Consider the following 20,046-nt stretch of genomic DNA (forward strand, 5'->3'; position numbering starts at 1 on the left):
TTAATCCCTCCTCTGATCTTTGGTAATTCGACCATCTTTTATTTCTACTAATCTTTTAGCATATTCCATAACCTGAGGGTCATGAGTAGAAAAAATAAAGGTAGTATTTAATTCTTCATTCATTTTTTTCATTATCTGAAGAACCTCTTCACTAGTTTCTGAATCAAGATTAGCAGTTGGTTCATCTGCTAAAACTAATTTGGGTTCTTTAATTAAGGCTCTAGCAACTGCTACTCTTTGTTTTTGCCCACCTGATAATTCATTTGGCTTTCTATAAGCCATATCTCCTAAACCAACCTCATTTAAAATATGCATTACTTTATCACGTCTGTCTTTTTTAGAATGTTTATCAATTAAGCGAATAGCAAATTCCACATTTTCAAAAGCAGTTAAAACTGGAATCAGGTTATAACTTTGAAAAATAAAACCAAGATTATAACGCCTTATATCTGCTAACTCATTTCTACTTAGTTGATTAATAGAATTACCAGCAAAAATAATCTCACCTGAAGTTGATTTATCCAGACAACCGATCATATTTAGCAAAGTTGTTTTCCCAGAACCAGAAGGGCCAAAAATAGTGGTGAATTCCCCTGACTCTATCTCCATATCAATTCCTCTTAAAGCCGGCACAGCAATTTTACCCTGTTGATATATTTTCTCTAAAGATATTAATTTAACCAGAGCCATTTTTAACACCCCTTAGCTATTCCATTTTTCATAATATAGATCATTTTATCCACATAATCAAGAATTTGCTCTAAATCTTCGCCTGCCTGATTAGTATTTTCTGGACCATACTTTTGAAAATAATAATCAATAATACTTATTGAAAAATCAGTCAGCATAAATGCTGTCATTTCGATATCAACTTCTGGATCCAATTCTCCTCTTTGTTCAGCCTTTTTTAATATATTCAAAAAGAAAAGATTGCTCTTAGGCCTACTTTCAGCATAAATTTCTTTTTTTAATGTTTCATTATCACCTGTTAATAACCTATCTCCAATTTTTGAAAGTAGAGGATACTCCTGTTTAAATTTAATCCCACCAATAAATAATGCTCTTAAATATTCGAAAAAACTCTGTTTTTCAAAAGCAGGCAGCTGCTGATTTAAAAATTCTATTTTTTCATCGGTAGCTTTGCTGATAATATATTTATAAAGATCTTTTTTGTTATCAAAATATTGATAAAAACTTCCCTTAGATATATCTGCATTTTCAATAATTCTATTTGTACTGCTTTTCAAATATGGATAAGCAGCAAACTCCTCCATTCCTGTCTGCAGAATTCTTTCCCGTTTTTGAGGAGGTAAATTAAAAAAGGTCTGTTTTGGCACTTTTATCACCTCTAAATTTAAAATTAATTGTATGACTTTAAAGTCATATGACTTTGTAGTCACATTATACTCGATTTTTTTATGACTGTCAACTATTTTTTTGAAAATTATAAAATAAACTTGTTTTTCGAACATATGTATGTTAAAATTTAACTACTTTAATAGGGAAAGGAGTATTCAAATGAATATTAAAGACAGAGGTAATAAAAAATGGACATCTTTAATGCTGGTTGAACATAGGAAAAGACTGCAAGAATTAAAAGAAAATGAAGGGCAATTAGAGAAGCCAGAATTAGATGAACAATTAAAAGCAGCTATCAACTACAAATTAATTAAAGCTTTTGAAGAAAAACTCAAGCTTGAAATTATCCATTTTAAGATAAATAGATTCAAAAAAAATCGGGGATATCTAGCTGCTATCAATACAAAAGATAAATATATTTTGCTCAGCCAGAATCATAAAAAAGAAAAAATATTTCTGGAAAACTTAATTGATTTAAAAATATTGTGAACTAAAAAAACTATTTCAAACTTAGAATTTAGATTCTCCAGTCAAAAAACTAACAAAACAGCAAAAAAAACTGCTGTTTTATTTTAGACAGCAGGTTAATTGAACATTTTTTATCTGAAAAATCTACTCTTGATAATAGTCGGCAATGATTTTATCCATGACTTTAGTGGTTCTTGCTGCCGTTTTAGCTGTAGAAGGTGAATCACCTTTTCCTAAAAGACTGGCTACAACTTTTTCTAATAAAGGCTGTTGTACATGTTCTGGATAAGGCAGTTCAATCTCTTTTCTTCCCTCATTATTTTCTATAACTACTGCTTCTTCATTAAAAGAAGAAAATATAATTCTACCTTGACTACCTATAACCTCATTTTGATCAATTTCATGATAACCAGCAAAAGTCCAGCTTCCTGCAGCTTGAACTCCATTAGCAAATCTGAAAATCGCACTAACATTATCTTCGGCTGGATAGTACCCTCCCTGATTCATAGCAAAACCAGCTGTTTTTTCTACAGGGCCAAAATAATAGTCAAAAAGATCTAAAGTGTGAGCAGCTAGATCTAAAAATTTACCTCCACCGGCAATATCGGGTCTAACCCGCCAGGGTAAGGAATCCGAATTTAATTCTGAGTCTTCAACTGCTTGAGAAAGCCTAATATTTAAAGTTCTCAGCTCACCAATAATCCCAGAATCAAGTAGTTCTTTGATTTTTAAAAAACGGGGCATTGCTCTTCTATAATATGCTACATGAAGCTGAACACCATTGATTTCTGCAGCTTCTATCATTTCCTGAGCTTCTGCAAAGTTTAAAGCCATTGGCTTTTCAACATAAATAGGCAGACCTGCCTCTGCTGCCATAAGGGCATATTTTTTATGGCTAGAAGGTGGAGTAGCAATATAAACAGCATTTACTTCAGGATCATTAATCAAATCTTCAGCTTTATCATACCATTTTTTAACATTATGTCTTAGAGCATAATCTTCTGCTAAATGAGCCGTTCTTCTCATAACAGCTACAAGCGAAGAATCTTTTATTTTCTGTAAAGCTGGTCCACTTTTCTTTTCAGTCACATCACCACAGCCAATTATTCCCCAACGTACCTCTTCCATTTAAAATCCCCTTTCATTTTAAAAACCAGCTTCAAAAACTAGAAGCTGGTTTTAAACTTTATTTATTTAACAATTAAAACAGATATATTAGCATGTCGGACCACTTTATCACTGATACTTCCAAGCAAAAATCTTTTGACTTTACCATGACCCTTATCAGCTAATACTATCAAATCAAATCCATTTTCTTCTGCATAATCACAAACAACATCTGCTGGATCACCATAAAGAACTTCTTTATTTACTTCGATTCCTTTTTGATCAAAGTAAACAGCAGCCTCTTCAACTATCTTTTCTTTTTCTGATTTTATTCTTTCTTCTTTTTGATCCATGATTTCTGCTAAAGTATCTGCAGAAAGATAGGAGGCCACCTCATTAAATTGATCAGTTGGTGGTTTAGCGCTTTCAGTGTGAACATGAATCAAGGTTACTTCTGAATCCAGAGAAAGAGCCAGTTCTGCTGCTTTTTCTGCTGCCTTTTTAGAACTTTCAGAACCATCAATAGCTACTAAAATTTTATCCATTAAAAATACCTCCTTCTACAATTATTAGCTTTAAAGATGCTTATACTTTATAATTCTATAATTTTAGAAAAAGACCTTTTTAATTGAAATTTAATTTAGCAGTAGAACCTCTTTTGATTAAATCAACCTTTAAAGTTATATTTTTCTTTAAATATTTTCCCTCATTTGAATTCTCAATTCTTTCCATTAAAATCGAAGCAGTAATTTCTCCAATTTCTTTAATAGGACGACTGATTGTTGTTAAAGGTGGATCAGCATAACGAGAAAAGTTTACATCATCAAAACCAATCACTCCAAATTGTTCAGGTACAGACAGCTGACGTTCTTTTAATTCTTTCATTATTCCAAAGGCTGCTGCATCATTGGCAGCAAAAATACCAATTCTTCTTCCTTTATAATCAAAATCAGCTAAAAAATCAGCAATCTTTTGAGCTCCACTCTCTTCCCTAAAAGAACCCGCTAAAATTTTATAATTTTCAGCAGAAATATTATTTTCTTTAAGTGCATCAACAAAGGCTTTGCTTCTATCTAAAGCAGTTGCTGCTTTTTTAGGACCAGCAATATGAAGAAAAAAGTCATAATTAGATTCCACTAAATGAGTGGTAGCTTGATAAGCGCCATTATAGTCATTGATTCTAATTTTATCAATTAAGTCAGATTCAATTTCTCTATCTAAAACAACCATGGGTATACCTTTTTTGCTAAATTTATCAATATATTTATCATCTAAAACTGTGGAGGCTAAAATGAAACCATCAACTTGTTTTTGCATGAGATAACGCAAATAATGTTCTTCTCTTTTTTTATCCCACTCAGTATTGCCTATAATAGTGTAATAGCCTTGCTGGTTTAAGGTTTTTTCAATGCTTTTTACAAGGCTAGCATAGTACATGTTAGCAATATCTGCAATCAAAATCCCAACGGAATTTGTATTTTTAGTTACTAAGCCTCTTGCTAAACCATTAGGAATATAGTCAAGCTCTTCTACTGCCTCTAACACAGCCTTTTCCTTTTCTTTTGACACATTAGCATTTTGATTCATAACCCTGGAAACTGTGGAAATAGAAACATTTGCTTTTGCTGCTACATCATTAATTGAAACCATTTGATCCCCTTCTTTAATATTAATTTTGTCAATTCTTTTAAATCTAGAATTTATACAGTTAAATAGACGAAAATCGGCAAAGTTAAACCCATAAATACAATGGTAGCAAATATAGCTTCTGAAGCAAAGTCACTTGGCCGGTCATATTTTTGTAAAATTACTGAAGAACTAGCAAAGACAGGCATTGCAGATAAAATAGTTATTACTCCTCTTAAAAGGCTGCCTAAAGAAAAAAAACCGAGTCCTAAATAGACTAAAGTAGGTAAGAAAATAAGTCTTAAAAAAGAAAGTAGATATATTTTTTTCTTTCCTATTACTGAACTAAAGCTGCTTTTCCCTAACTGTAAACCAATAAAAATCATAGCGAGCGGTACTGTTATAACACCAATACTGTTGGTTGTATTTAAAACAACCTCAGGTAGTTCAATAGCTAAAAGCACAACTGCCAGTCCAATCAAAAGAGCAATAATAGGTGGAGAAAACATATTTCCCAGGAAATTACTGTTCTCTCTTTCTGCTTGATCTTTTAACATCGAAACTCCTAAAGTCCATAAAATCATCTGCATTCCAAAGTCATATAAAATAGCTAAAATTAGACCCTGACTGCCAAAAAGAGCCAGGCAAATTGGGGCTCCTACAAAAATATTGTTGCTAAAAGCTGTTATGAAAGTAAACTCTTCTCTTTCTTTTTGAGAATAGCTAAGTTTTTTGCCGATTAAAATTACAACAGCTATTGTTAATAAAGTTATTATTATTGCCGCAACTGGTACAATTAAATATTCTCTCAACATATTTAAGTCAAAATCTCTAATAATATTTGTAAAGATTAAAGCTGGAAAAGCGATATCAATTGTCAATTCAGCTATTCCTTTTTCAGCTGATTGATTGATTTTATCAGAACGATTCAGATAAAAACCAAGGCTAATTAAAACCCCCATTAAAAATAATTGTTCTAAAACTGAAAATATTCCCGTCATCTCTATAGAGCCTCCTGTTGGATTAACTGTTTTAACTATTATGACTTTTTTTAAAATGATTTATCTAAATGCTATCTTAATTAACTCAATATTGCAAGAAAAATAATTGAGGAAGTTCAACTATAATAAGCTGAACTCCCTATAATTATTTAATTTTTAAGCAAAAAATTATACTCCTGAATAGGCTGAAAAACCACCATCAATAGGAATAACCGTTCCAGTAACAAAGCCAGATGCTTTTGGACTTACCAGCCAGAATAAAGTACCTAATAGTTCTTCTGGTTCACCAAAGCGGTCCATCGGTGTTTGACCCAATATTTTTTTAGCTCTAGCACTATAATCACCATCTTCATCTCTTAATAAAGCTTGATTTTGTTCTGTTTCAAAAAATCCAGGTGCTAATGCATTAACTCTCACTCCTACTTTAGAAAGATGAACAGCTAACCATTGAGTAAAGTTTGATACTGCAGCTTTAGCTCCACTATAAGCTGGAATCCTGGTTAATGGTGTAAAGGCATTCATAGAAGAGACATTAATAATTGTACTACTTTCTTTTTTGGCCATATCTTGGGCAAAAACCTGTGAGGTTAATAATGCTCCTAAGAAATTCAAGTTAAAAACAAACTGAATGCCACCTGCATCGAGATCAAAAAAGGTAGTTATATCTTCTTCTACAGCTTCTAAATCCTTGGGTTCTAAATAATCTTTGCTAGTTGTACCACTTGGATGATTTCCACCTGCACCATTAATTAAAATATCACAACTACCCATTTTCTCTCTAACTTTTTTTCTGGCTGCTTCTAAGCTTTCTTTTTCAAGAATATTTGTTTTAATTGCTAAAGCAAATCCACCACCAGCATTGATTTTATCAGCAACTTTTTCAGCCTCTTCTAAATTTATATCTAAAATAGCTACTGATGCACCTGCTTCTGCTAGTGCCTCAGCAAATGTACTACAAAGAACTCCTGCTCCACCAGTAACAACAGCAACTTTCTTTTTTAAATCTAATTCAAATGGTAATTCCATAAATTTTTACCTCCCAATAATTTGAACTTGCTATAAATTCTTCTCATTTTTTTTAATTGCTTCCCAGAGCCCATTAAGGTAAGTTGCTCCTAAAGCACGATCATATAAGCCATAACCAGGTTTACCAGTTTCTCCCCAAATCATTCTTCCATGATCAGGACGAAGCGGACCTTCAAAGCCAACATCATGATATGCTTTCATAATCTCATACATATCAAGAGAACCTTTTTCACTCAAATGAGCTGCTTCCTCAAAGCTGTTTTCACCTGTAAGCTTAATATTCCTAACATGAGCAAAGTGGATCCTATTACCAAACTCTCTGATCAAGGCAGGCACGTCATTATCAGGATTTACACCTAAGGAACCAGAACAAAGAGCTAAACCATTGGCAGGACTGTCATTTAGATCTAAAAATTTTCTTAAATTTTCTTTGCCAACAATTATTCTAGGCAGCCCAAAAATAGACCAGGGTGGATCATCAGGATGAATTGCCATTTTTATATTTTCTTCTTCTGCAATTGGGATTATTTCGTCGAGAAAATACTTTAAATTTTCCCACAGCTTTTCTTCATTGATTTCATGATATGCTTTCATCAGCTTGTTTAATTCATCAGTTTCATAACTTGTGTCCCAACCTGGAAGATCAAGTTCTCCACTGAGAGGATCCATTTTTTTAACTTCTTCTTCATTGTAAATAAGTGCTTGAGAGCCATCTTCTAATTCATAATCCAATTCTGATCTAGTCCAGTCAAAAACAGGCATAAAATTATAGGTCACCACTTCTATTCCTGCATTTGCAAGATTTTTGATTGTTTTTTTATAATTATCAATATATAAATCTCGCGGTTCAATTCCCAATTTAATTTCTTCTGGAACCGGAACACTCTCGATAGCAGATATTTTTAAACCTGCTGCTTCCACCTTCTCTTTTAGGGCTACAATCTTGTCATAAGGCCATTCTTCTCCAGCAGGAATATCGTAAATTGCAGTCACAATCCCTACCATACCTGGAATCTGTCTAATTTTTTCTAAAGTTACCGGGTCATCATCTCCATACCAACGAAAAGATAATTGCATTAAATCACTCCTTCTTTTAAAGTTATTTGTTTTTGAAAGCGTTTTCAAGATAATAAAAAAATTTTATTTCTCTTATAATTTAATTCTCTATCCTGACAACAATTCCTGCTTTTTTATTGATCTGAACAAAAATTTATACTTTTTAGCAATAAATTATATAAAAGCAGCCACCAAAAAGCGATTTGCTCTTGGGGCTGCTTATTATAGTTTACTTTTCTTCTACCTTAATATTTAATTCTGCACTTATATCATCATAAAGTTTAATTTCTACCTTGTGCATGCCTAATGTTTTTATTGAATCAGATAATTCGATTTTTCTTTTGTCAATATCATAACCTTTTTCTGCAGCAGTTTCTGCAATATCTTTAGTATTTACTGAGCCAAACAACCTACCACTTTCTCCAGCTTTGACCTTTAAGACAAACTTTTCCGCTTCTAGTTTCTCTTTAAGCTTTTTGGCTTCTTCTTTTTTCTCTCTTTTTATTCTTGCTTTTTTTGCTTCTTTTTCTTTGATTTCTTTAACTTTTCCCTTGGTTGCCTCAACAGCTAAGCCCCTTGGGAATAAGTAATTTCTTGCATATCCATCTGCAACATCTACCACATCACCTTGCGAACCAAGTTTCTTGACATCTTCAGTTAAAACTACTTTCATTCTTTATTACCTCCTTTGAGTTAGAAAACTTTACCCAGGCTGACTGCTTTGATTGCGAAGATTAAACCACAGATCAATTAAGCCAAGTAAAATTAATACCATAAAAATCGGTGGAAAAACAAAGATCAAAAATATTATAAAAGTTTTTAGAACTAGGGAACTATTTCTGTATGATAAAAAATACATCAAAACTCCAAAGCCCTGTAAAAAAGCTAGAAAAAATAAATAAACATGCAAATTTAAAAAAACAGGCTCTGTCCGCAGCAAAAGAGAAATTACTATTAAAATAGAAATCGGCCAACGCGGTAAGTACCAACTGCTGACTGTTTTATATAAATCAATATTTAAACCTCTTCTGCGCAAATACCAGGCTGATAAATAATAATTAAAAATCCCTGTTACTGTTGCTGCAATAGCCAGTAGAGATGGGAAGACTATCCTTATGTAGGTCATTTGTGCTCTAATGAGCTGTTCTAAATTTTGGTCTTCCAGTTCAGCTCCTATGGTGTTAACTGCTTCTTGAATTAAATTTTGATAATTTAGAGCCACCATGTTAGCTGAAATATAAACAACTAAAGCCTGAGAAATTATCACAGCTATTACTGAAATAATAAGGGTTTTTAAAGGAGAAAGATCTTCTTTAATTACATTTCCAATTATAAAACCAACCATTCCAAAGCCTATTACAGTAATCAAGCCCATAAAAGCTCCAAAAAAGACCCCATTTAATACTGCAGCTGCAGCTATAACCAAAATAACTCGGGGTGTTTCTGCCTTTTGAACAAGATAAACTATCGGAACCGGCCAAAGCAGCATAACTGCTAAAGACAGGAAGGGAAAAAGATAATTTATGGCAGTTAAAATTAATATATATGCTAAAACTCTTATACTGTCCTTATATTCTCTTATCATATATTCCATCACCTCTTATACCGGCCAGTAATGATTAAAAAAAGGAGGCTCCAGCATATACTTTGCCCCCTTTATTAAATACTTATTCTTTTACATAAGGCAGTAAAGCAATTGAGCGTGCTCTTTTTACTGCTATTGTAATATCACGTTGATGTTTTGAACAATTACCAGTTGTTCTTCTTGGCATAATTTTGCCGCGATCTGTCAGATATCTTTTTAAAGTTCTCAGATCTTTATAATCTATAGTTTTATCACTACCACAAAAATGGCATGATTTATTACGTCCTCTAGGCATTTATTTTACCTCCTTTGTAAATCTAAACTTAAAATGGAACATCAAAATCATCCTCATCGAAATTATCATCAAACTGAGCATCAAAATCATCATTTTGAGCAGCATTCTCATTGTTGCTGCTGTCCTGTTTTTGATTGTTTTGAGCTTGGGCTTGTCCACGATTTGTATTTTGATTTTTCCCAAAGTCAAGAAAACGAACATTATCTGCATTAACTTCAGGATTAATATAGGTCCTATTATTATTTTCGCTTTTACGGATTTGTAGTGATCCATCAACACCAACTAATCTACCTTTACCAAGATGACGGGCACAGTTTTCCGCTAAACCTCTCCAGGTCACTATATTGATGAAATCAACATCTCTATCTCCCTGGCGATTAGTATAATTTCTTTCTACTGCCAGCGTGAAATTGCAAACTGGAGTGCCATTACTTGTATAACGGAGTTCTGGATCTCTTGTCAGGCGGCCGATCAAAACTATTCTATTTAACAAAACAATTCACCACCTAAATATATATTAAGATTCTTTTTTTACTACTAAATAACGAATAACACCATCCATAATCTTAAAAATTCTTTCCAATTCCTTTACAACAGAAGTTTTAGCGTTCATTTCTAAAATCGTATAATCACCTGAACGGTAATCTTTAATCTCATAGGCAAGCTGTCTCTTACCCCAGGCATCTACTTCTGTAATTTCTCCATCATGGGCAAGAATTGTATCTTTTACCCTTGTTAAAATCTGTTCTTTTTCTTCATCTTCAAGATCAGGCTTAAGTACAAAAGTTGTCTCATAAGTTCTTGTTCTTAATTCCATTAATCATTCACCTCCTCCACACGGACTAATGGCCCTGCTGCTAGCAGAGCATGGATTTTTAACCAATCTAAATTATAGCATTTATTAAGCCAAGATGCAAGTTTAATTATGCATTTTGTGCTTATAATTTAATTTTAAATAAAGAAATTAAAGACGATAGTATTTATTAAAACCGCTAAAATAAGGCCGCCCAAAAGATCGGAGGGATAATGTACTCCGACTATGACCCTTGATGCCGCAGTAATTACTGCCAAAACAAGCATCAACTTGCCAAATCTTGGATAGATATTATAAATAGCTATTGCAATTACAAAAGCACTGCTGCTGTGCATACTTGGAAAAGAAGCACAAGCACTATGTTCAATCAAACTTTCTATTTCTAAACTTACAAAAGGTCTTGGTCTTAAATAAAGCCAATTTATTAATCGTACACTAAGATAAGTAGTAGCTGGTCCAATAATAAATGGTATGATCTTAATATTAAGCTGAGATAATAAATAAGCCATTATTATAAAATATACAAATGCGAATAAATTAGATGAATAATTTGTAATTATTACTGCAGTTCTAGCAATAAACTCATTTTCTGCAGCTAAATTAAATAATTTAAAAAATATAAATTGATCTAAACTTTTTAGCATAATATATATCCTTTACATTTATTATTTTAAATATATAAAAACTCAGCTTTTTAATCAAACATTAAAACGGAAATGACAGACATCTCCATCTTGAACAATATAATCTTTACCTTCTAACCTTAAAAGGCCTTCTTCTCTTGCAGCTGCCATACTTCCCACTCTTTTTAGATCTTCAAAACTGACAACCTCAGCTCTGATAAAACCTTTTTCCATATCCGAATGAATTTTACCGGCAGCTTCAGGAGCAGTTGATCCTTTTTCTACTGTCCAGGCTCTACATTCTTGTTCTCCAGCAGTTAAAAAAGTGATTAAATTTAAAAGTTCATAACCTGCTTTAATTACTCTATCTAAACCAGATTCATTTACACCTAATTCTTCTAAAAACATTTCTTTTTCGTCTTCATCTAGTTCGGCAATATCTGCTTCAATTTTAGCGCTTATTTCGACGACTTTTGCACCATCTTGTGCTGCATGTATTTTAACAGCTTCAACTAATTCATTATCTGGACTATCTATTTCATCTTCATTAACATTGGCAAGATAAATAATTGGTTTAGCACTTAATAGCTGTAATTCTTTAACCAATCTTTTTGCAGTCTGGTCAAGTTCTAACTGCCTGATGTTTTTGCCTTCTTCTAATGTATTTATAAGCATTTTTAAAGTTTCTGCTTCTTTTAGATAAATTTTATCGCCACTTTTTGCCTGTTTTTCAGTTTTTTCTAAACGCTTTTCTACAGCAGCAAGATCAGCCATCATTAATTCGGTATTAATAATATCTATATCTCTGTCAGGAGAGATATCACCATCTACATGAGAAATATTTTTATCATCAAAACATCTTACCACCTGAGCAATAGCATCCACTTCTCTAATATGGGCTAAAAACTTATTACCTAATCCTTCACCCCTACTAGCTCCCTCAACAAGTCCTGCAATGTCAACAAATTCTATGACTGTAGGTGTTTTTTTCTTAGGCTCATATATTTCTGCTAACCAATCAAGTCTAGGATCTGGCACTGGTACTACTCCAATATTTGGATCAATAGTACAAAAAGGATAATTTTCTGCATCAGCACCAGCCTCAGTTAATGCATTAAAAAGTGTGGATTTCCCCACATTTGGCAGACCAACAATTCCAATTTTCATTCAATAATCTTCCTTCCTAATCTAAATAAATAATTATATAACTTATATTCTTATGCTATAGTTTCTTCTTAAAACTTTTTTCAAACTTACTGCGGGGCAGCATTATTATTCTTTCGCATTTTTCACATTTAAGTTTAAAATCCATTCCAACCCTTAAAACTTCCCAAACATCACCACCACAGGGATGAGATTTTTTAAATTTAACTTTATCTCCAACTTCAAATTCTTCTGGCAATTCAATTACCTCCTGTCATGACTAAAGTTTTAATTATTCCTTAGTTCAAATTAATATTAAACTATATCAAAAAAAAGATGCTCAGAGCTAATGCTAAAACTAAAATTAAAACAAAAATACAACCCGGGTCTTTATAAAAAGCTTTATCTGGATCATATTTATAATTAATACTACCTCTTTTTCGGGCTTTTTTAAGGTATTTTACTGATTGTGAATAGTTTCCTTCTTCTCGATAAATTACCCCCAGATTATTGTAAGCAGGTCCATAATCAGGATTAATCTCTACAGCTTTTTTGTATAATTCTTTTGCTCTGCTTTTTTGCCCTTTCTTTTTGGCCAAACTGCCGCGATTTGTCAGAGCTGGGGCAAAATCTGGATCTAAATTAAGAAGCTCTTCTAATTCTGCCTCAGCTTTTTTAAATTCTTCAGCATAAATATATAAGACAGCTCTTTTGTTTAAAGCAGGAATAAAATCGGGATTCTCTTCTATAAATATTTCTAATTTCTCTAAAGCTTTTTTATGATTGCTTTTATCAATAAACTCTACAATTTTTTGATATTTTTGCAGCTCTTTTTCACTTAAACTTTGTTCATAATCTGCTTCCCTCATATATATTCACCCACTTTTCATAACTTCAATATAGTATTATATCACATAAAGAAGCTAAACTGCAAAAATGACCCCAAATATATGGGGCCATTCCTTAATTCTTAACTTAGATATCAAGCTTAAACTACCAGCGAAGATCAGGATTCCTAGCAGCTTGAGTCTCATCCAACCTACGAACTGAAGTATTATGAGGAGCATTTTTAACTAATTCCGGATCTTCTTTTATTTCCCGGGAAATTTTCAGTAAAGTCTCCACAAAACGATTTAAGGTGGCAATATTTTCGGTTTCTGTTGGTTCAATCATAATTGCTTCTTTAACCACCAGTGGGAAATATATTGTTGGAGCATATTGATCATAATCTAATAGTCTTTTAGCTATATGAAGGGTTGAAACCCCTTTTTCCTTTTGCCGACTACCAGATAAAACAAATTCATGTAAACTTTCTTCGGCATAAGGAAGTTCAAATTCTTCTCTTAAACGTGCTTTCAGATAATTGGCATTCAAAACTGCGTTTTCGGTAGTCTTTTTTAGTCCAGAACCACCAACTGTTTTGATATATGCCCAGGCTCTAAGCATTACACCATAATTACCATAAAAACTGTGTACTTTAGTAATTGAGTTTTCCCGCTCATAATCCCAATAATATTTATCTTTACCCTTTTTCAAAAGAGGTTTTGGTAAATAGGGGGCTAAAAAATCTTTAACTCCAACCGGTCCAGAACCTGGACCACCTCCACCATGAGGAGTAGAAAAGGTTTTATGAAGATTAAAATGCATTAAGTCAAAGTCCATATCTCCTGGCTTAGCATAGCCCATGATAGCATTCATGTTTGCACCATCATAGTAAACTAAAGCACCAACCTCATGAACAATTTCAGTAATTTTTAAAATATCTTCTTCAAAAATCCCCAGTGTATTAGGATTTGTCAGCATCAAAGCAGCTGTGTTTTCATCAACTGCTTCTTTTAAAGCTGCTAAATCTACCATACCTCTTTGATTAGAGGCAATTTCTATTACATTATAGCCGGCCATTTTAGCTGTAGCTGGATTTGTCCCATGAGCTGAATCTGGTACAATTACATTTTTTCTGTTTTCATCTCTTGCTTCAAAATAACGGCGAACAATCATCAAAGAAGTGAATTCTCCATGAGCTCCAGAAGCCGGTTGTAAAGTTATTTCATCCATTTCACTGATTTCCGCTAAATCAAGTTTTAAATCATATAAGATCTCTAAAGATCCCTGTACTTGATCTTCATCTTGATAAGGGTGCAAATAACTTAGACCAGGAATTCTTGCTAATTTTTCATTGCGTTTTGGATTGTATTTCATCGTACAGGAGCCAAGTGGATAAATTCCTGAATCAACACCATAGTTTAATTCACTTAAAGCAGTATAATGTCTAACTACATCTACTTCACTAACCTCAGGTAGATCTAAATCCTCTCGCAGATAGCCTCCTAGTTCTGAGTTTAAATCTCTTTTTTCAACATCTAACTCAGGTAATGAATATGCCGTTCTACCGGGGCTGCTGTAGTCTTTAATTAGCTTTTCCTCCACTTAAAGCACCTCCAGTTTTTCCACAAAATTATCCATATCTGCTTTAGAAATTTTTTCAGTTACACATACAAGCAGACCTTTTTTGCCAGCTTTATCTAAGTCATAACCAGCAATAATATCTTCTTCTAAAAGTTTTGCTTTGATTTCTTTTATATCTTTGCTGCTTTTTACAAGAAATTCATGGAAAAAGTTTTCTTTGTTGCTTACTTCAAAATCGGCTAACTGATCTATTTTTTCCGCTAAATAATGTGCTTTATGATATGACTGTTCTGCAACCTCTGCTAAACCCTTTTTGCCCATTGTAGCAAGGTAAATAGTTGCCATTAAAGCATTTAAGGCTTCATTTGTGCAAATATTAGAGGTAGCTTTTTCTCTTCTTATATGCTGTTCTCGAGTTTGCATGGTTAAAACAAAACCCTCTTTACCATCTACATCAGTGGTTTTACCAACTATTCTACCGGGAAGTTGTCTTAACATTATTCTTTCATCTTTACAAGCCATAAAACCAAGATAAGGACCTCCATAATTAAGTCCATTCCCCAGGCCCTGGCCTTCACCTACTACTATATCTGCACCAAATTCAGCAGGTGCTTTAAGAAGACCAAGTAATACTGGATTTGCTATTACCACAAAAATGAGTTTTTTATGTTCTTTTTTTATTTTAGCGATCTCTTCCATCTTTTCTAAAGAACCAAAAAAGTTAGGATATTGTACTACTAAAACCCCAGTTTCCTGATCTATATTTTCTTTTATTACTGCCGGATCCATTATTTCTGAATTACTTTTAAGTTCTAAGAATTCAAGCTGATGTCCCTTACCATAACATTTGATTACCTCTTTATAGGCAGGATGAATAGTTTCTGTTAAAATAACTTTTTTCTTTCGAGAAATTCTGGAGGCCATTGTTACTGCCTCAGCAGCTGCAGAACCTCCATCAAGCATTGAAGCATTAGCAATCCCCATCCCTGTTAATTCAGCAATCATACTCTGGTACTCATACATTGCTTCCAAAGTACCCTGGCTGAGCTCAGCCTGATAGGGAGTATAGGCTGTATAAAATTCTGAGCGAGAAATAAGGTGATCAATAATAGAAGGAACATAATGATCATAAGCCCCTGCTCCCAGAAAAGAGGTCATCTCTTCCAGACTTTTATTTTTAGCAGCAGCCTCTTTAGCTAAATCCATTAATTCCATTTCTGAAATTCCCGCTTCTACATCTAACTCACAGTCTAAAGAAATTTCTTCAGGAATCATTGCGAAAAGTTCTTCAACTGCCTTAACACCAATTTCTTTGAGCATTTCATCCTGTTCTGCTGCAGTATTTGAGATATAATCCATTATTTAAGCCTCCTCTAAAAATTCAGCATACTCCTCAGCAGATAATAATTCTTCTAGTTCAGAGAGATCTTCTGCCTCAACCTTAATTAACCAGCCTTCACCATAAGGATCATCATTAATCAGTTCTGGTTGATCAAACAATACCTCATTGATTTCTACTACTTTAGCACTAACAGGTATAAAGGTATCTGAAACAGCTTTTACAGATTCCAGCACTCCAAAACTATCACCAATTTCAAATTCTTCTCCAATTTCAGGTAATTCTACAAAAACAATATCACCTAATTCTTCTTGAGCAAAGTCAGAAACCCCAATAACCAGAAGATCATCTTCTTTTTTTACCCATTCATGGTCCTCAGAATACAATAAGCCTTCTTTAACACTCATTCTAATTCCTCCTTTTAGTTTATGCTGATTTTTTAACTTAAGAATAATAAAACTTTAACGACCAAACAAATTAGAAACAATATCTTAAATGTTAAACAAAGGGCAGCTCAACAACTTCTGCCTCTAAAAATCTTTTCCTAACCTTTATCTTAATCTCATTGCCGGGCTTAATATAATCACTTTTTATGTATCCCATAGCAATTCCTTTTTTGAGTAGAGGAGAATAACTGCCACTGCTTAGTTCACCAATGACTTGATCTTCAACATATACTTTATGTCCTTTGCGAGCAACTCCTCTGCCTTGGATTACACAAGCAAAGCGCTGTTTGTCACAGCAGCTGTTTTTTAAAGCTTTGAGTTTTTCTCTACCAATAAAATCACCCTTATCTAGCTTAACTACCCAGCCTAAGCTTGCCTGATAAGGATTGATCTTTTCATTTATATCGTTTCCATAAAGAGGATATCCTTTTTCAAGTCTAAGAGTATCACGAGCTCCTAATCCTGTTGGATGGATATCGAACTCTTTACCTGCTTTCATTATATCATGCCAAATTTTTTCTGCATATTCTCCATTAAAATAAAGTTCATAACCCAGCTCCCCTGTATATCCAGTCCGCGAAATAATCATGTCTTTAGCTGCAACTTTTCCTTCTTTATAATTATAATAATTTATTTCTTGCAGGTTAAGATCAGTCAGTTTAGTCAAGACTTTTTGTGAATCTGGCCCCTGTAGAGCGAGCATCGCATAATGCTCAGTCATGTTTTCTATTTGAGCATCTCCATCTAGGTGTTTTTTAATCCAATTAAAGTCTTTCTCAGTATTAGAAGCATTAACTACCAGCAAAAAACTATCTTTTTGCAGTTTGTAAACCACTAAATCATCTATTATACCGCCATTTTCATTGCACATTAGTGTATAGAGAACCTTATTCTTATCAAGTCTCTGAGCATCATTTGTAATAATCTTTTGCAGTGATTTTTCAGCCCTACTGCCGGTGAGCAGCAGCTCACCCATATGAGAAACATCAAAAAGTCCACATTTCTTTCTGACTGCTAGATGTTCGTCAATAATCCCACTATATTCAACCGGCATTTCCCAACCACCAAAATCAGTCATTTTAGCTCCAGCTTCTTTGTGAATTTCATTCAAGGGAGTTTTTTTCATATTGCTGCCTCCTAAATTTTAAGTCAAATCAAGCCAAAAAACTATTGTTAATTCAAAAATTTAAAAACAGGGAGCCAGACTAAATCTGACTCCCTGTTCATTGCTTGCTTCTCATAAATGTCCAGAGTTCCGTCCAACTGGATTCTATTTGCCTGAGAGTTTCAGTTTCCCTTGCTCCTTCGGCGCCTTTTTAAGGTCTCTCACCCAGCCTTCATCCGCTGTATTCTATTTGCTTTTATTATATCTTATTTGTTTTGCTAATGCAAAAACAATTTTAAAAAACCACTGCACTTAACAATACTGCAACAGCAAGTGCTGGAAGCAAATTACCTGTTTTTATCTTTTCTGTTTTAGCCAACATATTTAAAGCAATAGCAACAATTAACAGGCCTCCTGTTGCAGTCATAATTCTAATCATATCTGTTGTTAAAAAAGCTTCTGCCCAGCCTGCTAAAATTGTTATGCTGCCCTGATAAAGTAGGATTGGAATTGCCGAAAAAGCAACTCCTATCCCCGTGCTGGCAGCAAAAGCAATGGCTGTCACTCCATCAAGCAAGGATTTTGTAAAAAGAATACTGGGGTCATTGTTTAAACCATCCTGAATTGCTCCCATTATTGCCATGGCTCCTACACAGTAGATTAAACTTGCTTGCACAAAACCCTGTACAAAGAGAGCATCTTCTGCTGCAAAACGTTCTTTTAGAGCATTGCCAAAATCATTGAGCCTTCTTTCAATTTCTAAAAGCTCTCCTATAACTGCTCCGATTACCAAACTAAAAATTACAAGAATAATATCTGGTGATTTCTCAATACTTAAAGCCATTTGCAGACCAATTAACATTACAGCTAAACTAATCCCATGAATTAAAGTTTTTTGTATCTTCTCTGGGAAATTACCTCTAAATATAACCCCTAAGGTGCTGCCTGCTATAACTGACAACACATTGACCACAGTTCCAATCATCAAATCACCTGTCTATATCTATTATATTTTTATGTTTCACGTGAAACATTTTAGTTTAACTTTGCAATTATCTCTTCTAGTTTTTCTATGCTTTCTATTTCTATAGTTAATAACTTGTTTTTTTTGCGTGATTTTATTTTAACATTACTGCCAAGACTTGCTGCTATTTTTTCTGCAGCTGTAGTCCACTCTTTAGATAATTCACTGCTTTTAGCTTTCTTTTTATTTTTGTGAGTAAGATTTTTTAGCTCTTCAACATATTTTTCAGTTGCTCGAACAGTTAAATCCTTAATAATTATATTTTCACAGGCAGGCCCTTGAGCTTCTATATCTAAACCTAAAAGTGCTCTTGCATGACCAACCGTAATTGTTCCTTTTTCTAAGTGTTTTAAAACCTTATCACTTAATTTTAACAATCTTATCATATTTGAAACAGTAGATCTGTTTTTACCTACCCTTTGGGCAAGTTCTTCCTGGGTTATATCAAAATTATCTAACATTTTTTTATAAGCTCTTGCTTCTTCAATAGGATTGAGGTCTTCTCGCTGAAGATTCTCTATTAAAGCAATCTCAAGCATTTCTTGATCATCAAAACTTCTTATCACAGCCGGTATTTTAGCCAGATCAAGCATACGTGAAGCCCGCCAACGCCTTTCTCCAGCAACAATTTGGTATTTTTCAGCTTTGATCTTGCGCAGGGTTATTGGTTGAATCAAACCCTTTTCCTTAATTGAAGCAGCTAACTCTTGCAGTGCTTGCTGATCAAAGTTTCTGCGTGGTTGAAAAGGATTAGCTTCAATTTGATCAACAAAAACTTCTTCAACCCTACTTTGATCTATATTCTCTTCATTATTTATTAATGCACTTAAACCCTTACCTAATCTTTTTTTACTCACTTGAAATCACTTCCTCTGCCAGTTTTCTATAGGCTTTAGCTCCCTTAGAATTACTGCTGTAGTCAAGAATTGTCTGGCCAAAGCTTGGAGCCTCACTTAATCTTACATTGCGGGGTATTATTGTTTTAAATAAAAGATCAGAAAAATAGTCTTTCACTTCTTCAATTACCTGCTCAGAGAGATTAGTTCTAGCATCATACATCGTCATTAAAACTCCCTCAACTCTTAAATCAGGATTAAGATTCTTGCGGACTAGTTCAATGGTATTCATCAATTGACCTAAACCTTCTAATGCATAATACTCACACTGAATCGGTACCATTACACTATCTGCAGCTGTCAGAGCATTTAAAGTTAAAAGGCCTAATGAGGGAGGACAATCAATAATTATGTAATCATAATTATCAGATATTCCAGCTATAGATTTTTTTAGCCTGCTTTCTCGGGAGATGATGGAAACTAACTCTATTTCTGCTCCTGCAAGCTCTATATTTGCGGGAATTAAATCTAAATTTTTACTAGCTGATTTAACTACTGCTTTAGCAGCTGCTTCTGATTCTATGAGCAGATCATATATGGTATACTCTGCTTCAGATTTTTCTATACCTAAGCCACTGGTGGCATTTCCCTGAGGATCAATATCTATTAGCAGCACTTTTAGTCCATTTTCAGCCAACCCAGCCCCAAGATTGACCGCTGTTGTGCTTTTGCCAACCCCACCTTTTTGGTTGACAATGGCTATTTTTTTACCCATAATTCCACCTCT

At 33.7% G+C, this 20,046-nt stretch carries 25 protein-coding genes and 1 riboswitch; of the genes, 1 reads left to right on the forward strand and 24 read right to left on the reverse strand.

Annotated elements, in window-relative coordinates:
- Positions 1 to 690 (reverse strand): ABC transporter ATP-binding protein, encoded by a 690-nt coding sequence (locus LJ207_RS05045; RefSeq protein WP_229344682.1) that lies wholly within the window; start codon positions 688 to 690, stop codon positions 1 to 3.
- A 2-nt stretch (positions 691 to 692) separates the two neighbouring features.
- A complete protein-coding gene (locus LJ207_RS05050) occupies positions 693 to 1,337 on the reverse strand; it encodes a TetR/AcrR family transcriptional regulator (RefSeq protein WP_229344684.1) in 645 nt (214 codons plus the stop codon).
- Positions 1,338 to 1,518: 181 nt separating this feature from the next.
- Between LJ207_RS05050 and LJ207_RS05055 the strand changes: the two genes are divergently transcribed.
- Positions 1,519 to 1,848: a YolD-like family protein gene (locus LJ207_RS05055; RefSeq protein WP_229344686.1), complete on the forward strand. Its 330-nt coding sequence runs from the start codon at positions 1,519 to 1,521 to the stop codon at positions 1,846 to 1,848.
- A gap of 123 nt (positions 1,849 to 1,971) precedes the next feature.
- Here LJ207_RS05055 and LJ207_RS05060 read toward each other — a convergent pair whose 3' ends face one another.
- From LJ207_RS05060 to LJ207_RS05165, 22 genes are all read right to left on the reverse strand, one after another.
- Positions 1,972 to 2,955, reverse strand: coding sequence for a Gfo/Idh/MocA family protein (locus tag LJ207_RS05060; protein ID WP_229344688.1), 984 nt, complete (start codon positions 2,953 to 2,955; stop codon positions 1,972 to 1,974).
- A gap of 62 nt (positions 2,956 to 3,017) precedes the next feature.
- Entirely contained in the window at positions 3,018 to 3,479 is a 462-nt protein-coding gene (locus tag LJ207_RS05065) for a universal stress protein (RefSeq protein ID WP_229344689.1), read from the reverse strand.
- 79 nt (positions 3,480 to 3,558) lie between these two features.
- A complete protein-coding gene (locus LJ207_RS05070; protein ID WP_229344691.1) occupies positions 3,559 to 4,584 on the reverse strand; it encodes a LacI family DNA-binding transcriptional regulator in 1,026 nt (341 codons plus the stop codon).
- Between the two features lie 50 nt (positions 4,585 to 4,634).
- On the reverse strand, positions 4,635 to 5,561 hold the full coding sequence (locus tag LJ207_RS05075) for an AEC family transporter (RefSeq protein ID WP_229344692.1): 927 nt from the start codon (positions 5,559 to 5,561) through the stop codon (positions 4,635 to 4,637).
- A gap of 168 nt (positions 5,562 to 5,729) precedes the next feature.
- Positions 5,730 to 6,587 (reverse strand): SDR family oxidoreductase, encoded by an 858-nt coding sequence (locus LJ207_RS05080; protein WP_229344694.1) that lies wholly within the window; start codon positions 6,585 to 6,587, stop codon positions 5,730 to 5,732.
- A gap of 30 nt (positions 6,588 to 6,617) precedes the next feature.
- On the reverse strand, positions 6,618 to 7,664 hold the full coding sequence (gene uxuA, locus LJ207_RS05085; protein ID WP_229344703.1) for a mannonate dehydratase: 1,047 nt from the start codon (positions 7,662 to 7,664) through the stop codon (positions 6,618 to 6,620).
- 208 nt (positions 7,665 to 7,872) lie between these two features.
- A complete protein-coding gene (gene rplI / locus LJ207_RS05090) occupies positions 7,873 to 8,316 on the reverse strand; it encodes a 50S ribosomal protein L9 (RefSeq protein WP_229344705.1) in 444 nt (147 codons plus the stop codon).
- Between the two features lie 30 nt (positions 8,317 to 8,346).
- On the reverse strand, positions 8,347 to 9,228 hold the full coding sequence (locus LJ207_RS05095; RefSeq protein ID WP_229344707.1) for a DUF2232 domain-containing protein: 882 nt from the start codon (positions 9,226 to 9,228) through the stop codon (positions 8,347 to 8,349).
- A gap of 82 nt (positions 9,229 to 9,310) precedes the next feature.
- Positions 9,311 to 9,523 (reverse strand): 30S ribosomal protein S18, encoded by a 213-nt coding sequence (gene rpsR / locus LJ207_RS05100; protein ID WP_229344708.1) that lies wholly within the window; start codon positions 9,521 to 9,523, stop codon positions 9,311 to 9,313.
- Between the two features lie 28 nt (positions 9,524 to 9,551).
- On the reverse strand, positions 9,552 to 10,016 hold the full coding sequence (locus tag LJ207_RS05105; RefSeq protein WP_229344710.1) for a single-stranded DNA-binding protein: 465 nt from the start codon (positions 10,014 to 10,016) through the stop codon (positions 9,552 to 9,554).
- 24 nt (positions 10,017 to 10,040) lie between these two features.
- Complete coding sequence (rpsF, locus tag LJ207_RS05110) at positions 10,041 to 10,340, reverse strand: 30S ribosomal protein S6 (RefSeq protein WP_229344712.1); 300 nt, start codon at positions 10,338 to 10,340, stop codon at positions 10,041 to 10,043.
- A gap of 134 nt (positions 10,341 to 10,474) precedes the next feature.
- On the reverse strand, positions 10,475 to 10,981 hold the full coding sequence (locus LJ207_RS05115; RefSeq protein ID WP_229344720.1) for a phosphatase PAP2 family protein: 507 nt from the start codon (positions 10,979 to 10,981) through the stop codon (positions 10,475 to 10,477).
- Between the two features lie 54 nt (positions 10,982 to 11,035).
- Positions 11,036 to 12,127 carry a redox-regulated ATPase YchF gene (gene ychF / locus LJ207_RS05120; protein WP_229344727.1) on the reverse strand — a complete coding sequence of 364 codons (1,092 nt, stop codon included), beginning with the start codon at positions 12,125 to 12,127 and terminating at the stop codon, positions 11,036 to 11,038.
- Positions 12,128 to 12,182: 55 nt separating this feature from the next.
- Positions 12,183 to 12,362: a DUF951 domain-containing protein gene (locus LJ207_RS05125; protein WP_229344729.1), complete on the reverse strand. Its 180-nt coding sequence runs from the start codon at positions 12,360 to 12,362 to the stop codon at positions 12,183 to 12,185.
- A 61-nt stretch (positions 12,363 to 12,423) separates the two neighbouring features.
- Positions 12,424 to 12,972, reverse strand: a complete 549-nt coding sequence (locus tag LJ207_RS05130) for a tetratricopeptide repeat protein (protein ID WP_229344731.1) — start codon at positions 12,970 to 12,972, stop codon at positions 12,424 to 12,426.
- 124 nt (positions 12,973 to 13,096) lie between these two features.
- Positions 13,097 to 14,530: an aminomethyl-transferring glycine dehydrogenase subunit GcvPB gene (gcvPB, locus tag LJ207_RS05135; protein WP_229344733.1), complete on the reverse strand. Its 1,434-nt coding sequence runs from the start codon at positions 14,528 to 14,530 to the stop codon at positions 13,097 to 13,099.
- Positions 14,531 to 15,868 carry an aminomethyl-transferring glycine dehydrogenase subunit GcvPA gene (gene gcvPA, locus LJ207_RS05140; RefSeq protein ID WP_229344735.1) on the reverse strand — a complete coding sequence of 446 codons (1,338 nt, stop codon included), beginning with the start codon at positions 15,866 to 15,868 and terminating at the stop codon, positions 14,531 to 14,533.
- Positions 15,869 to 15,871: 3 nt separating this feature from the next.
- A complete protein-coding gene (gene gcvH, locus LJ207_RS05145; RefSeq protein ID WP_229344737.1) occupies positions 15,872 to 16,255 on the reverse strand; it encodes a glycine cleavage system protein GcvH in 384 nt (127 codons plus the stop codon).
- A gap of 91 nt (positions 16,256 to 16,346) precedes the next feature.
- Entirely contained in the window at positions 16,347 to 17,420 is a 1,074-nt protein-coding gene (gene gcvT / locus LJ207_RS05150; RefSeq protein ID WP_229344739.1) for a glycine cleavage system aminomethyltransferase GcvT, read from the reverse strand.
- Between the two features lie 130 nt (positions 17,421 to 17,550).
- A riboswitch (glycine riboswitch) is annotated at positions 17,551 to 17,635 on the reverse strand.
- A gap of 59 nt (positions 17,636 to 17,694) precedes the next feature.
- Complete coding sequence (locus tag LJ207_RS05155; protein WP_229344741.1) at positions 17,695 to 18,384, reverse strand: DUF554 domain-containing protein; 690 nt, start codon at positions 18,382 to 18,384, stop codon at positions 17,695 to 17,697.
- Between the two features lie 50 nt (positions 18,385 to 18,434).
- Positions 18,435 to 19,280, reverse strand: a complete 846-nt coding sequence (locus tag LJ207_RS05160) for a ParB/RepB/Spo0J family partition protein (protein WP_229344748.1) — start codon at positions 19,278 to 19,280, stop codon at positions 18,435 to 18,437.
- Positions 19,273 to 20,034, reverse strand: coding sequence for a ParA family protein (locus LJ207_RS05165; protein WP_229344751.1), 762 nt, complete (start codon positions 20,032 to 20,034; stop codon positions 19,273 to 19,275). The genes LJ207_RS05160 and LJ207_RS05165 overlap by 8 nt, the downstream gene beginning before the upstream one ends.
- Positions 20,035 to 20,046: the final 12 nt, after the last annotated feature.

It is taken from the genome of Halanaerobium polyolivorans, assembly GCF_020711195.1.
In the GTDB taxonomy this organism is placed as follows: domain Bacteria; phylum Bacillota; class Halanaerobiia; order Halanaerobiales; family Halanaerobiaceae; genus Halanaerobium; species Halanaerobium polyolivorans.

Coding starts and splice junctions, on each gene's coding strand:
- LJ207_RS05155 (WP_229344741.1), bottom strand. CDS start 18,384: ATGATTGGAACTGTGGTCAATGTGTTGTCAGTTATAGCAGGCAGCACC.
- LJ207_RS05095 (WP_229344707.1), bottom strand. CDS start 9,228: ATGATAAGAGAATATAAGGACAGTATAAGAGTTTTAGCATATATATTA.
- LJ207_RS05065 (WP_229344689.1), bottom strand. CDS start 3,479: ATGGATAAAATTTTAGTAGCTATTGATGGTTCTGAAAGTTCTAAAAAG.
- LJ207_RS05055 (WP_229344686.1), top strand. CDS start 1,519: ATGAATATTAAAGACAGAGGTAATAAAAAATGGACATCTTTAATGCTG.
- rplI (WP_229344705.1), bottom strand. CDS start 8,316: ATGAAAGTAGTTTTAACTGAAGATGTCAAGAAACTTGGTTCGCAAGGT.
- LJ207_RS05060 (WP_229344688.1), bottom strand. CDS start 2,955: ATGGAAGAGGTACGTTGGGGAATAATTGGCTGTGGTGATGTGACTGAA.
- gcvH (WP_229344737.1), bottom strand. CDS start 16,255: ATGAGTGTTAAAGAAGGCTTATTGTATTCTGAGGACCATGAATGGGTA.
- ychF (WP_229344727.1), bottom strand. CDS start 12,127: ATGAAAATTGGAATTGTTGGTCTGCCAAATGTGGGGAAATCCACACTT.
- LJ207_RS05045 (WP_229344682.1), bottom strand. CDS start 690: ATGGCTCTGGTTAAATTAATATCTTTAGAGAAAATATATCAACAGGGT.
- LJ207_RS05130 (WP_229344731.1), bottom strand. CDS start 12,972: ATGAGGGAAGCAGATTATGAACAAAGTTTAAGTGAAAAAGAGCTGCAA.
- LJ207_RS05070 (WP_229344691.1), bottom strand. CDS start 4,584: ATGGTTTCAATTAATGATGTAGCAGCAAAAGCAAATGTTTCTATTTCC.
- LJ207_RS05115 (WP_229344720.1), bottom strand. CDS start 10,981: ATGCTAAAAAGTTTAGATCAATTTATATTTTTTAAATTATTTAATTTA.
- rpsF (WP_229344712.1), bottom strand. CDS start 10,340: ATGGAATTAAGAACAAGAACTTATGAGACAACTTTTGTACTTAAGCCT.
- uxuA (WP_229344703.1), bottom strand. CDS start 7,664: ATGCAATTATCTTTTCGTTGGTATGGAGATGATGACCCGGTAACTTTA.
- LJ207_RS05080 (WP_229344694.1), bottom strand. CDS start 6,587: ATGGAATTACCATTTGAATTAGATTTAAAAAAGAAAGTTGCTGTTGTT.
- LJ207_RS05165 (WP_229344751.1), bottom strand. CDS start 20,034: ATGGGTAAAAAAATAGCCATTGTCAACCAAAAAGGTGGGGTTGGCAAA.
- LJ207_RS05075 (WP_229344692.1), bottom strand. CDS start 5,561: ATGACGGGAATATTTTCAGTTTTAGAACAATTATTTTTAATGGGGGTT.
- rpsR (WP_229344708.1), bottom strand. CDS start 9,523: ATGCCTAGAGGACGTAATAAATCATGCCATTTTTGTGGTAGTGATAAA.
- gcvT (WP_229344739.1), bottom strand. CDS start 17,420: ATGAAAAAAACTCCCTTGAATGAAATTCACAAAGAAGCTGGAGCTAAA.
- gcvPA (WP_229344735.1), bottom strand. CDS start 15,868: ATGGATTATATCTCAAATACTGCAGCAGAACAGGATGAAATGCTCAAA.